This window comes from Wolbachia endosymbiont (group A) of Ophion costatus (assembly GCF_963969245.1).
In the GTDB taxonomy this organism is placed as follows: Bacteria; Pseudomonadota; Alphaproteobacteria; order Rickettsiales; family Anaplasmataceae; genus Wolbachia; species Wolbachia pipientis.
The window spans coordinates 120,547-133,815 of sequence record NZ_OZ017714.1; the positions used below are offsets into that span (position 1 = coordinate 120,547).

A 13,269-nucleotide genomic window follows, 5' to 3' on the forward strand; every position below is an offset into this window, starting at 1 on the left:
ATTCCCATTACAGGGCAAACAGATGGACAATGATGGAAGAAAAGCCATACTGAAGTAAGTAAAATAGCGAGGTTTAAATGGCATTAAGATCAAAATTATTGGATGAAAAAGTAGTAGAATCAGCAAAAGAAATGCTGAAGAAAGTAAGGAATAATGCATATGTTTCAAAAAAACTAAATGCTGTAATTGCAGCAAAAAAGTACAGTATAACGGCTGTAGCAAAAATATATTGCATTTCAAGAAGCGCACTAACTTCGTGGGTAAAACTCTTGAAAATTGGCAGAGAAGAAAAACTGTTTGCTCCTTCACAACGTCGTAGAAAAACTAAATTAAATCAGGCTCAACTACAGCAAATTGAAGAGTGGATAGAAGAAAATCCTAATATCACCATTAAAGAAATGAGAATAAGAATCCAGGAAAAGTTCGGATTAAATATCAGCAAATCTACAGTACACCGCCATATGCAAAAGATGAAATTCTCATATATTACACCAAGACCAGTTCATAATGGACAAGATAAAAGCAAACAAGAGGAATTCAAAAAAAAATCTCAATGGAGCTATTAGCAAGTATCCAGAAAAAGAGCTATTTTTCTTTGATGAATCACGGTTTGGCACACATTCAAAAGTTGGACATGTGTGGTTTAAAAAGGGGATTAGAACACAGGTTAAAACAAAATTAGGTAGGCAAAATTTCTATCTCTATAGTGCAGTTAATCCTAGAAATGGAGAGAGTTCTAGCTTATTTGCACCAAATGTCAACACTGATTGCATGAACATATTTCTTGAGCAAATTTCGCAATATCTAGAAACACGAGAGGCTTTTCTCGTTATGGACTGTGCTAGTTGGCATAGGTCAAAAAATTTAAAGGTACCTAAAAATATCGACATTATATACCTACCTCCATACTCACCTGAGCTAAATCCTGTTGAGAGGCTTTGGTTATATATAAAACAGAACATTTTGCGCAATAAAATATACGATACAATTGCTCTACTTGAGGGTGCTTTGTGCAAATTTATTACTTCTCTTGCCAGCTCCACAATTAAACAACTCTGCAATGTTTCCTATTTGACTGGACAACAATGAGAATTGGTATTACGTAGGCGCTGCTAACGAAAATGATAGAGATGGTATTAAAATAGCATTAAACAATATGAGAACAAAATATACTAAAGTTAAAAAAATGTGGGCTGACATGGGATACCAAGGAAGAAATTTAAAGAATCACATAAAGGAAGAATATGACATAGATATTGAAATTGTTACAAGGCCTCCATGTAGATTTTGGGTGCACAAAGATACGCCACCTGAGCTACTACCAACAAGAGAACAAGGGTTTAAAGTACAGCCAAGAAGATGGGTTGTAGAAAGGACTTTTGCTTGGGTTAATAGGAATAGAAGGCTATCGAAGGAGTATGATTTACTCACAACATCCACTGAGAATTTCATATACCTAGCTATGAGTAGGGTTATGTTAAAGAGGGAATATGCTTGAATTTACTAGTTTCCGGACAACCTCTTAGTTAAAAAAAGTTTGGGAATAGAATGTGAACTTATGGAGCCATTGACATGTACCCTCAAAGCAAGCTTTTTCTAAAGCAAGGTATAAGATTTGCCATACAGGCTTTCAAGAATTTAAGCATCCAAACAGCCTATCAGGATGAACCTGAGTTGGAGAGGCTATAGACTTATTGCAGCAGATGGTTCTGGTATGAGATTACCCAGCTCTGGGGAAATTGTATCCGAGTTTGAACCAAATGGAACAACAGGCACCATTGGCAATTTGTTTGTTGATTTGTGTACTTCGCTGATTTGTAGTGCTCGTCTTGCAGCTTGGAATATAGGTGAACAAACGTTGGCGGCAGAGCAATTACCCGAAGTTATCACTCAAATGCGTTTATTAAATCAAGAGAAATTATTATTTATCTATGATCGTCTTCAGTAAAATTCATTCAGCAGCATTATGATTTGGAAGTAGATTTTATTTTTCGCTTGCAAAAAAGAAATTATAGTAAGCTATGGGAACGCTGGCGAATTAGATTTTGATTTTATATTAGAAAATGAAAAGCTAAAAAATAAAATGAAAGGACAGAAAGTAAGAGTTATAGTGCTGACATTAGCCAACTGAGAAACAGAGTTTTTGACCGAGACTTTGGAGCAAAGCTTATGTGTTAAGGTGGCACATAGAGGAAACGACTCAAAGTAGGAGCAGAGTTAGAGAATTTTTCTGGAGAGGCTGTATTACAAGAATTTTGGGCAAACTTGGTCATGTGCAATATATTATCGCTTCATATATGTGATGCACAAGGGCCTTGGAACCCAGATCAAATTACTGAGTATCGTTTAAATTTTTCAGTTTTATTTAGTGTAATGAGACAGAAACTCTATCAGGTACTTATTGCACCAAAAAACTTTCAAGCCCTTTTTAAGTATACGCGCTAAAGTTAAAATCCGACCGGGACAGCCGCAATAAAGTAGATAAGCCTAAACGCCATCATGTCTTTAGGAGAGTTTGCTAATGAAAGTTCTTAAGTTGACGTCATTGACTGTTCCGATTCGTTATATGACATAAGAGCATCATATATTTCATGCAATGTATTTGAGATGTTTTTTTCCATATGTTGATTAATATGCCCATATATTGTCGTCTCTTCCGAACACTCTGTATCTTTATGTATATGATTTTGTTGCTTTAATTCTTCTCTATCTACACTCTCTATTTGCTCTGACACTAGCATAACTACCCCATATTTTACATAACGAAATAAAAAATTCTAACTGTAGTATGCTTATATAATCTACGAAGTCAATAGTTAAATTGAAAAGTTTCGGTTATAATTTACTTCATATAGAACATGCCCTTGAATTATGCTAAAAATCGCCATAGTAGGCCTACCAAATGCTGGAAAATCGACCCTATTCAACAGATTAGTAGGAAGAAAAGCAGCAGTAGTGAGTAACATTCCAGGAGTGACAAGGGATAGGCGAGAGGGAATGGGGAGAATTAGCGATTTGGAGTTTAAAGTTATAGATACAGGAGGATGGAACGACCAAACTAATTTTTCACTACAAGTTATTGAACAAATCGAATTTTCTTTATCCAATTCAAACATAATTTTCTTTCTTGTTGATGCAAAAGTGCAAAATGAGCGAAATGAAGAGTTTGCAAAGTGGCTGAAGAGAAAAATAAATAAACCTGTAATACTAGTAGCAAATAAATGCGAGAGTCATAAATCCGAAAATGTTGATTATTTGCAGTTTTTTGATTTTCTTGGCCCGGTGTATATCTCTGCCGAGCATAATCTTGGCATGGTTGATCTTTATGATGCATTAGCTGGTGTTATTGAAAATTTTAACGAGAACACTGAGTTACCTAACAATGAACTGAGTAGGCTGAGGATCGCGATCATCGGCCGTCCGAATGTTGGAAAATCAACTTTTTTAAATGGTTTACTTGCAGAAAACAGACTAATAACAAGTTCAGAGCCAGGTACCACACGTGATTCTGTGGATATTACATATGATCATGATGGAGAGTTAATTACTCTAATTGACACTGCCGGAATCCGCAGAAAGGCGAATGTTGTAGATGGCTTAGAATCAAGATTTGTTGAGAAAAGCATGGAATCAATCAAGCGCTCTCATGTGGTAGTTTTAATGCTAGACTCCCTAGTTGGTATTGAGCAGCAGGATTTATCAATTGGTGAAGCTGCAATTAAGGGAGGGAAAGGGATTATTGTTGTTTTAAATAAGTGGGATTTAATAGGTAAGGATGACAGAAGCAGGTTAATAAAATTTGTCAAACAACAGGAAGTAACCAGGTTATTCTTGGAAGTGCCAACTATAACAATTTCTGCGTTAAAAGGCATGCGCTGCGGTGATGTGATAGATAAGTGTCTTGAAGTGAGTGAATCCTTGAACAAGAAGATCAGCACTGCAAAACTGAATAAGTGGCTCATAGATGCTGTAGGAAAACATTCTCACCCTCTTGTAAAAGGCAAAGCAGTTAAAATGAAGTATATCGCTCAAATTGGTACTAAACCTCCAGCTTTTTCTTTGATATGTAACATACCTGAAAGTGTTGATGAAAGTTACAAACGCTATTTAATTAACGATCTCAGAAAAAATTTCTTTGCAGACGGTGTGCCAGTTAGATTGCTTTTGAAAAAAAATAAAAATCCCTATGTAAAATGAATACTCTGCTTTATACTTTCAGGGGTAATTTACTTAAAGTTATGTGTAATAATTCCAGAATTCCTGCAATCTTTCTGCTGTCGAGTGCCGCTGCTCTAATTTTTGCATATGTGCTAGAATATTTTTTCAACATGCTGCCATGCAAGTTATGTACATACGAGCGAATAGTTTACTATATCGCCGGATTACTTGCAGTAGCGTGCATGCTTAAAGACAACAAAATTCTAATCTATGCAATGTTTTGCAGCTACCTCATAGGTGCAGTAATATCTTTTTATCATGTAGGTCTTGAACTCCACTTATTTCATGATGTTTTAGGTTGTACAGAGCAAGCAAGTGGTAACGTTAGTATAGAAGAGCTCAGAAATAATCTACTAAATCCTAATTACTCTCCATCTTGTGACAGACCTCATTACGTTCTAGGTGTTTCCTTAGCAACATGGAATCTAATTTATCTCATAGTAGCTCTGTTCGTATCAGGTAAGGTGTATTGTGGAGAAAGAAAGAAATCTAAATAATTTAAGGTACAGCAACAATCAGTTCTTGCAACAGGCAATTAGAGTAGATCACGCTGGAGAATATGGAGCTATTTGCATTTATTCTGGTCAAAAATTTATTCTTAAGAAATCTTCTATAATCAATGAAATAATTGAAATGGAAGAGCAGGAAAAAAAGCATTTTCACTATTTTAATGAGAAAATCAAAGAGCAAAAAGTTCGTCCTACTGTTTTGTTGCCTGTTTGGCGTGTTTTAGGAGTGTCGCTTGGCGTTGCAACTGCCATTATGGGCAAAAAAGCTGCTATGGCTTGCACTGCTGCAGTTGAAGAAGTTATCGGGGAGCACTACAAAGAGCAAGTTTCACATTTAGAAGATGGGGAATTAAGAGAAACTATAAGTAAATTTCGCGACGAGGAGTTAGAGCACAAAGATATTGCAATTCAGCACAATGCTGAAAGCGCATTTGGCTACAACATTTTATCATCATTCATAAAAACAGGCTGCAAAACTGCTATTTACTTGTCTAAGTTAATTTAACTAAGCAGCTTTCTTAAAGTGTTTTAAATGTTCTGATAACAACAGAAACCAGGAAGGAATTCAAGTGTAACAATTATTTTATAACTATATTTACATATCACCATTATTAATAAATAATTAGTATTTGTAAATTAAATACATCTAAAGTATAGACTGCAAAGGAGGCAAAAGTGCGTTTTAATTTAGAAGAGGGAAATGCTCTTATGTAATACCTGCCACAGGTTCACAACTGTACGAACATTCATTTTTGAAGGTAAATTGCACAGCAAATGGTGTCATTCCAGTCTGTAATCCAGAAATTTTGCTTATAACTGAGCTGATAAGCTAAAGGTAATTGTCTTACACTAAAACAAACGTTTTTAATTAAGTTGCATAGAAACAGTGTCTGGGCACTGGGATGACACCCCACTGGTGGTCCAAACTACAACGTTCGTACAGTTGTGGATTCCAGACTGGGATGACACCCTACTGATGGGCCCAAATCACAATGTTCGTACAGTTGTGGGTCAGGCTATAGGATGACAGAAGTTGACTTTATTAGCTATAGGTGGTATGACACTTAGTCAATTTAAGTAAGCAGATGATCTTAGCTACAAAAGTATTTTTTACCTCATTTGTTTTTGGGTTTATTCTTTTTCCCTATTTTATAAAGCTTCTAAAAAAAATAAGCAAAGATGGGCAACCAATTAGATCATGTGGACCAGAAAGTCATTTAATAACAAAAAAGAATGTACCACCTATGGGCGGAATAATAATACTGATTTCTTCTTTATTACCAATTTTACTCTGGGCTCAGTTAACACCAGAAATTTTGCTGCTGATATTGATAACTCTATTTTTTGCTCTACTTGGATTTATTGATGATTATTTAAAATTGAAGACAAATCACTATCGAGGTTTAAGTGCAAAAACCAAAATACTTATTCAGTTTATTGTTGCTCTGGTTGGTGTGTTTATACTTAAGCTATACTCTGCTGAAGGTTTTACAAAAACGTCCCTATTTAAAGGAGTAATAATAGATTTTGGCTATCTATATGTTCCGTTTGCTGCGTTTGTAATTGTCGGCTCTTCTAATGCTGTGAATCTCACAGATGGTTTGGATGGCCTTGCTGCAACTCAAGTTATCACTTCCTTTGCTTTTTTGGGGCTAATTGCATATATAACTCAGGCAGATATGAATATTACTTTATTCTGCATTGCATTTATAGGAGCTATTCTAAGTTTCTTGTGGTTTAACACACATCCAGCAAAAATATTTATGGGTGATGTTGGTAGCTTGTCGGTAGGTGCGGCTTTAGGGTTAACTAGTGTCCTAATTAAAAGAGAAATGCTTTTTGCCATTATTGGAATAATCTTTGTAATAGAGACTCTATCTGTTATTATTCAGATATCATATTTTAAATATACAAAGTTTAAATATGGAGAAGGAAAAAGAGTTTTTCTTATGGCACCAATACATCATCACTTTGAGAAGAAGGGATGGTCAGAAAATGCAATCGTTATGAAATTTTGGATAATTTCTATTATCTGTTCAGTTTTTACTATAACTTTCTTATTATAAAAACCCATGAAATACCCAGACTTTACATTAGAAAATAAATTATCAGGAGTGATAGCAGGAGTGGATGAAGTTGGAAGAGGTCCGCTAGCTGGTCCAGTAATATCCGCAGCCGTAGTGTTTATTGATAGAAATACAATTATTGATGGAATCAACGACTCGAAAAAGTTGACTCCTCAATGTAGGCAAGTCCTATATGAAAAAATAATATCCGTTGCAAAATTTGGTATAGGAATGGCAAGCGTAGAAGAAATAAATTCATACAATATCTTGCAAGCAACAAAACTTTCAATGAAACGTGCGTTGATAGACTTGGACCTAGAGTTAGATTATGTGCTAGTTGATGGTAATCAACCACCTGAAGTGAAATGGCAAGTGAAATCCATAGTAAATGGTGATAATTTGAGTACATCAATTGCAGCAGCTTCAATCGTTGCAAAAGTTACGAGAGATCGGCTTATGCAAGAATTGCACAATAAGCATCCTGAATATAATTGGTATAAAAATAAAGGATATGGGACAAAAGAGCACCTTAACGCTATTGGCCTTTATGGAATCACAGAACATCATAGAAAAAACTTTGCACCCATATCTCGGGCATTATAGCCTTTAGATAGTAATCACTTACCTTTTTTGAAAGGCATGTTTTCATTAAATAGGCAAACTGTACTCGATCCATTCCTTAAGGTAAATACTGAACTTACCCTTTCGATTATCAGATAGGTGTCAACTGTACGGAAATTTACTAAAGACTCATATCCTGCAGAATCAACCATAAAAACTGCCGGGAAATCAGAGTTTATTTTATTGAATTGTAGATATGTAAATTTTCCATCATCAAAAACCTTGATTGGTATTATTGACTGACTGCCTTTAACGTGCGAGATGGAATAATTAAAATTTAAACCCTTCTTTACAACTTCAATATCGTTTATATCAGGAATAATGGTATGACTAGCTTGTTCGAGGATATCACCGTTATTTGTTGTGTAAATCTCATCACTGCTAAATAGTGGATAAAGAAACCTTACTTCATATGCTAATCTTGGATCATCTAGTCCAGTTGCTTCTTCAGCATGAAGTTCAAAGTAATAAACTCTTTTATTGGTAATTATAGTTGCGTTGGTATCGGCAATATCATCTATAGGCTTAATAAACAATCTGTTACCTTGAGGAAGGAGTTGCCAACCAGTTGAATCACCCATTGAAAGGTTTTGTATTACCTCCCCTGGTTCAAACAATATACTGGACTGATAACCATAAAAACCCGTATACTTATGTATAGCCTGTGGGTTATAATTTATTACCTTTATGTGATTATCTCCAGCTATTGAACGTGGCTCCTGTTTTGCAAGTGCATCACTACCACAGAGGAACAATAGTACGGAAAACAGTAAACCAATCATAATATCAAAATGAATTAATCTTCATTTTATCATTAATAGACATGCACTGCAACTGTTAAGGCACTTTCTATACTATAAACCCCAAAGCAAGCGGTAGAAAAGGCAAGAAATAAGGCAAACTCCTAAAATACTTTAGAACTACAGGAGGCTTTACCTGAACGGATATACTTGGAATCCTGCCATTTTCACTTTATAAACATACCAAGAATTCTGTCCATTATTCCACCCATATTTGCTTCAGCTTGAGTATACTCTATTTTACCACCATGCAAGATTAGTTTAATATCTGATCCAGGTGATATATTAACAAATTTACTGCCAACAACTCCACTGCTAGTGATCAGAGCTGAACTATCAATTGGCAATTTTATGTCTTTGCTTATACACATATCGATTCGTGCTACGTAGGTAGCTTTGTCAAGTGATACACCAGTTATGCTTCCAACATCTACACCAGAGATCTTGACACTATCACCAACTCCTATACCGTTAGCGTTAGCAAAAAGACCATATATTTTATAGCAATCCTTATAGTTTTTCTTTATGTAAGATAGCTTATCAATAGCAAAGAAAATCAGAAAAATAGTAAAAATTAATACAAATAATCCAGCGGTTATTTCAAGTATATTTGACCTTCGCATCTTTAGTTATCAGGACTCCAGCTTTTATAGTAATTTTTCACTTTTTGGTTTGGATAGTATGCATTTTTTGTACCCGTTAAATTAGGAGTATGTTTTACTTTTCTTTTTTTATTATTAACTGGTACTACATTATCAGTATAGTGAAGCCATATATGCCATTCCGGAGGCACTGTTGTAGGCTCAGAAACACTGCTATACATAACCCACCTTTTTCCTTTACTTGATTCATAGTAAGAATTTCCATCTTCATCTCTTCCTACAAATTTATCTTCTCTTCGTAATAGGCGTTTTATTGCATTACAAATTTTAGATAACATAAGGGTATTAAAACAAAAAGTATTATATATACTAATACTTTAACGATATATTAACAACAATTTAATGCAATTACCAATCTTACAAGTTATTATCCCAATAATTGCATCAATGTTTTGCTTTCTTGCCAAGAAACACAAGGTATCTTGGTTTATTTCTTTTATTGCAACAACAATCACTCTTATCATTTCATCAATACTACTCATTAAAACATATAAAGGTGAAATTATAACTTATCACCTTGGAAATTGGGCTCCTCCGTATGGAATAGAGTTAAGAATCGACGTGTTAAATTCCTTAATTCTAACCCTAGTGAATTTTATAGCGCTGATTAGTGTGCTTTATAGCTTTTATATTAACGAAAAAGAGATTAGCAAAAACAAAATCACTGGTTTTTACTCTCTATTTCTACTGTGCTTAAGCGGACTGCTCGGGATTCTAGTAACAAACGACATATTTAACCTTTACGTTTTCTTGGAAATTTCATCTCTTTCTTCTTATGTATTAGTTTCAATGGGAAGGGATAAAAAAGCCTTGGTTGCAGCATTTGAATATCTAATTAGTGGAACAATAGGTGCAACATTTTATTTATTTGGCATCGGGCTCTTGTATTCAATGACTGGAACGCTCAATATGTCTGACATGGCTGAAAGAATAGTTCCATTATACGATAACAACATCATAAAACTTGGCACGTTGTTCATTTTTGTTGGTCTCTCAATCAAAATGGCACTGTTTCCATTAAGCAGGTGGCTGGTTAATGCATATAGTGAGGCGCCAAGTTTCATTAGCATATTCTTTTCAGGCACAGTGACAAAAGTGATGATATATGTTTTCATCAGAATCTTTTATACTGTTTTTCATCAAAATTTTTTCTTGTTTAAGCCGCTACTGGACAATGTGATAATTATCCTCGCACTTTGCGCTATTGTATTTGGGTCGATATTTGCAATAACCGCAAAAGACATAAAAAGACTGCTTGCTCACTCTAGTATTAGCCAAATTGGTTATATAATTTTAGCACTGAGTTTTAACTCAAAAACAGGTGTATTTGCAGCAATTCTTCACATAGTAAACCACAGCATAATAAAAACATCTTTATTTATGGCTGCAGGATGTATTTCTTACAAATTTGATACAACAAAAATAGAGAATTTATCGGGACTCAAGAAATCAATGCCTTATACAGCACTTGCGTTCACTCTACTCAGTTTAGCATTAATCGGTGTGCCTTTAACAAATGGCTTTGTAAGCAAGTGGTATATAATGAAAGCAATTATCGAATCTCGCGCGTGGATTTCCCTGATAGCTTTTGCTGCCGGTTCTTTTCTCGCACTAATATACATGTGGAAGATGGTAGAGAAAATGTATTTTGAAAATGATGCAACGTCACGCACTAGAATGACACTAGGCAAAATTAATGATGTGCCATTTCCTATGCTTTTCTGTCTATTGTTTATGGCAGCTTTAACAGTAGTAACTGGAATATATAGCACTCCAATTCGGTTAGTAGTTGAGAAGTTGGTTTTTTGATTTTTATCTTTGTTTCATATTTTACTATACTTTAAGGTTATAAGGTCTTTATTGTGGGTAGGCTGAAGAAGATTCATTGGTTATTAGTCATTAACGTGATAGCGCTGTTTTGCGTTGGCATTGTTGTTCAATACTCTTCTGCTGGAGGAAAGTGGGTGCCATTTGCGATTCACCAACTGGTCATATTTTCCTTCTTTTTCCTACTCGCTATAGCTATGTCATTCATAGAGCTAGATTTTTATTTGAAGTACGCCTACTTTTTTTATATAGCAGCAGCGATTTCACTATTAGCAGTAAATTTTTTTGGCTCACACATAATGGGTGCAACAAGGTGGATAAGAATTGGATCAATTAGTTTGCAACCATCAGAATTTGCAAAAGTAGGCTTAATACTTGCGCTTGCTCGCTATTTTGATAAGCAGAGTGTATATAAAATGATGGAATTTAAAAGATTGCTTAAGGCACTTATAATTATTTTCTTACCCGTGTTCTTGGTGTTAAAGCAACCTAATTTAGGCACAGCTATGATAATGTTATTTATAGGGATGTCAATTATATTCACAGCAATAATAAAAAGATCTCATTCGATAATATGTGGAACGCTTGGCATTTTTGCAGTACCAGCTATTTGGCCTTTTTTACGTCCTTATCACAAGCAAAGGATATTGTCATTTTTGGATTCATCAGTGGATCCACTTGGAATAGGTTATAATGCGCAGCAATCTCAGATAGCTATTGGTTCAGGAGGTTTACTTGGTAAGGGCTTTGTTAACGGAAGTCAAACTCAACTTGGATTTTTGCCGGAGAAACGTACGGATTTTGCTTTTGCAGTGCTGAGTGAGGAGTGGGGCTTTTTAGGTAGCATGGCTTTAATTTTGCTTTATACCTCATTACTTGGAATAATTTTCTCTATCGCTTATAGGTCGAAAAATTATTTTTCTAAGTCGGTATCTATCGGCATTTTCTCCTTTTTTAGTGCTCATTTCTTTATAAACATCGGAATGACAATGGGCCTCTTACCTGTGATAGGCGACCCATTGCCATTTCTGTCCTATGGAGGAAGTACAACTGCCGCAAGCTTAATATGCATAGGATTATTGCTGGCAATAAAAGCAGATGAACAACAAAATGCTTGTATTTTACCTATGCTAAAGTAAAATTAAATTTTACTTAATAGTTTTTATGCTAGATGAAATGCGTGAGGAGTGTGGGGTATTTGGTATAAGTTGCAACCAAAGTGCTGCTTTTAACTCTATACTTGCTCTCCACGCTTTGCAGCATAGAGGTCAAGAGTCTTTTGGCGTAGCAACCAGTAACAACGATAAGCTGCACTCTTATCGCTTTCAAGGTCAAGTGAGCAGCGTATTTGATGATATAGATGAAATAAAGAAATCCTTACCTGGAGATTGTGCAATAGGTCATGTTCGATACTCAACAAGTGGTAGTAAATTTGGAGTGCAGCCCATGTTTGGCAAAAGTGGCAAATTTGGGGATTTTGCCATAGCACATAATGGTAATTTAATTAATATTTCTCCGATACGCGAACAATTAATTAAACAAGAGTGTGTTTTTCAGTCAGATATTGACACAGAAGTAGTAGTACATCTGACAGCAAGCGGTGAAAAAGATAGCTTCTTAGAGAGTTTTATATATGCATTAAAGCAAATACAAGGTGCTTATTCTTTTGTGGCAATCAATCAAGAAGTAGTTATTGGAGTACGTGATCCATCTGGAATCAGGCCTCTTGTTTTAGGAAAGTTAAACGGTTCTTACGTTCTTGCATCTGAAACTTGTGCTCTTGATATAGTAAATGCAGAGTTTGTTAGAGAAATAGAACCAGGCGAATTAGTTACCATCAGTTTGGATAGTAAGCTAGCCTCAATGTTTCCTTTCCCACAGCAAAAATCAAGTTTTTGTATTTTTGAATACGTTTACTTTTCGAGACCAGACAGCATAATGGAGAATAGGTCTATATACGATACAAGAAAAGAAATAGGAAGAATACTTGCGAAGGAAAGTCCACCAAAAAACAATGTGGATATGATTGTACCAATACCTGATTCTGGAATACCTGCAGCTATTGGATATGCAAAGCATTCAGGGTTACCTATGGAACTGGGAATAATTCGTAATCATTACATAGGAAGAACTTTTATACAACCAACCGCTGAAGTACGTAAAGTTAGAATAAAATTAAAATTCAATGCTAATAAGCACACTTTGAAAGGTAAAAACATAATTTTAATAGATGATAGTATAGTGCGTGGTAGTACGTTAACAAATATAATAGTTATGCTAAAGGATGCAGGAGTAAAAGAGATTCACCTCAAAATTTCAAGCCCACCAATTAAGCATTCTTGTTTTTATGGAATAGATACGCCAGAGTGCAAAGATTTAATTGCTGCAAATAAATCTGTAGAGGAAATTAAGGAAATTATAGGAGTAGATAGCCTAGCCTTCTTGAGTATTGATGGACTATATCAGGCTGTTAAAGGAGAGGTGCGTAACAATGCTACACCACAATATTGTGATGCTTGTTTCACTGGTGATTATCCGATTGGCAAATAGTCTACGCAAGGTCTTA

The 13,269-nt window shown here is 35.1% G+C and carries 13 protein-coding genes and 2 pseudogenes; 11 read left to right on the top strand and 4 right to left on the bottom strand.

What is annotated here, in order from left to right; translation table 11 throughout:
- Positions 1-77: 77 nt before the first annotated feature.
- The 3 genes and pseudogenes from AACH21_RS00640 to AACH21_RS00650 all read left to right on the top strand — a co-directional run.
- Positions 78-1,089, top strand: a protein-coding gene (locus AACH21_RS00640) for an IS630 family transposase (RefSeq protein WP_338482214.1) whose coding sequence is annotated in 2 segments (ribosomal slippage) — positions 78-539 and positions 541-1,089 — 1,011 coding nt in all. Because the reading frame shifts where the segments join, the coding sequence is not laid out codon by codon here.
- Positions 1,090-1,099: 10 nt separating this feature from the next.
- Positions 1,100-1,498, top strand: a pseudogene (locus AACH21_RS00645) (IS5-like element ISWpi1 family transposase); the annotation flags it as partial.
- A gap of 24 nt (positions 1,499-1,522) precedes the next feature.
- Positions 1,523-2,522 (top strand): annotated as a pseudogene (locus tag AACH21_RS00650) (transposase); the annotation flags it as partial.
- Positions 2,523-2,531: 9 nt separating this feature from the next.
- Here the strand turns inward: AACH21_RS00650 and AACH21_RS00655 are convergent.
- Positions 2,532-2,741, bottom strand: coding sequence for a hypothetical protein (locus AACH21_RS00655; protein ID WP_015589377.1), 210 nt, complete (start codon positions 2,739-2,741; stop codon positions 2,532-2,534).
- A gap of 130 nt (positions 2,742-2,871) precedes the next feature.
- Here AACH21_RS00655 and der point away from each other — a divergent pair, with 130 nt between their 5' ends.
- From der to AACH21_RS00680, 5 genes are all read left to right on the top strand, one after another.
- Positions 2,872-4,197, top strand: a complete 1,326-nt coding sequence (der, locus tag AACH21_RS00660) for a ribosome biogenesis GTPase Der (RefSeq protein WP_010963041.1) — start codon at positions 2,872-2,874, stop codon at positions 4,195-4,197.
- Positions 4,194-4,715: a disulfide bond formation protein B gene (locus AACH21_RS00665; RefSeq protein ID WP_077188363.1), complete on the top strand. Its 522-nt coding sequence runs from the start codon at positions 4,194-4,196 to the stop codon at positions 4,713-4,715. The genes der and AACH21_RS00665 overlap by 4 nt, the downstream gene beginning before the upstream one ends.
- On the top strand, positions 4,690-5,232 hold the full coding sequence (locus AACH21_RS00670; RefSeq protein WP_006279362.1) for a demethoxyubiquinone hydroxylase family protein: 543 nt from the start codon (positions 4,690-4,692) through the stop codon (positions 5,230-5,232). Before AACH21_RS00665 ends, AACH21_RS00670 begins: the two co-directional genes overlap by 26 nt.
- A 580-nt stretch (positions 5,233-5,812) precedes the next feature.
- On the top strand, positions 5,813-6,793 hold the full coding sequence (mraY, locus tag AACH21_RS00675; protein ID WP_065094848.1) for a phospho-N-acetylmuramoyl-pentapeptide-transferase: 981 nt from the start codon (positions 5,813-5,815) through the stop codon (positions 6,791-6,793).
- Positions 6,794-6,799: 6 nt separating this feature from the next.
- Positions 6,800-7,396 (top strand): ribonuclease HII, encoded by a 597-nt coding sequence (locus AACH21_RS00680; protein WP_015589381.1) that lies wholly within the window; start codon positions 6,800-6,802, stop codon positions 7,394-7,396.
- Positions 7,397-7,410: 14 nt separating this feature from the next.
- Here the strand turns inward: AACH21_RS00680 and virB9 are convergent, their stop codons facing one another.
- The 3 genes from virB9 to AACH21_RS00695 form a co-directional block, all read right to left on the bottom strand.
- Positions 7,411-8,196 (bottom strand): P-type conjugative transfer protein VirB9, encoded by a 786-nt coding sequence (gene virB9, locus AACH21_RS00685; RefSeq protein ID WP_338482565.1) that lies wholly within the window; start codon positions 8,194-8,196, stop codon positions 7,411-7,413.
- Between the two features lie 185 nt (positions 8,197-8,381).
- Positions 8,382-8,837 (bottom strand): outer membrane lipid asymmetry maintenance protein MlaD, encoded by a 456-nt coding sequence (gene mlaD / locus AACH21_RS00690; protein ID WP_006280054.1) that lies wholly within the window; start codon positions 8,835-8,837, stop codon positions 8,382-8,384.
- A gap of 2 nt (positions 8,838-8,839) precedes the next feature.
- A complete protein-coding gene (locus AACH21_RS00695; RefSeq protein ID WP_338482566.1) occupies positions 8,840-9,154 on the bottom strand; it encodes an NADH-ubiquinone oxidoreductase subunit NDUFA12 family protein in 315 nt (104 codons plus the stop codon).
- Between the two features lie 64 nt (positions 9,155-9,218).
- Here AACH21_RS00695 and AACH21_RS00700 point away from each other — a divergent pair, with 64 nt between their 5' ends.
- From AACH21_RS00700 to purF, 3 genes are read left to right on the top strand one after another with little or no spacing between them, the layout of a single operon-like run.
- A complete protein-coding gene (locus tag AACH21_RS00700; protein ID WP_065094850.1) occupies positions 9,219-10,685 on the top strand; it encodes a proton-conducting transporter membrane subunit in 1,467 nt (488 codons plus the stop codon).
- Positions 10,686-10,738: 53 nt separating this feature from the next.
- Positions 10,739-11,842 carry a rod shape-determining protein RodA gene (gene rodA / locus AACH21_RS00705; protein ID WP_236515121.1) on the top strand — a complete coding sequence of 368 codons (1,104 nt, stop codon included), beginning with the start codon at positions 10,739-10,741 and terminating at the stop codon, positions 11,840-11,842.
- Between the two features lie 25 nt (positions 11,843-11,867).
- Positions 11,868-13,253 (top strand): amidophosphoribosyltransferase, encoded by a 1,386-nt coding sequence (gene purF / locus AACH21_RS00710; protein WP_338482568.1) that lies wholly within the window; start codon positions 11,868-11,870, stop codon positions 13,251-13,253.
- The last annotated feature ends 16 nt before the right edge of the window (positions 13,254-13,269 follow it).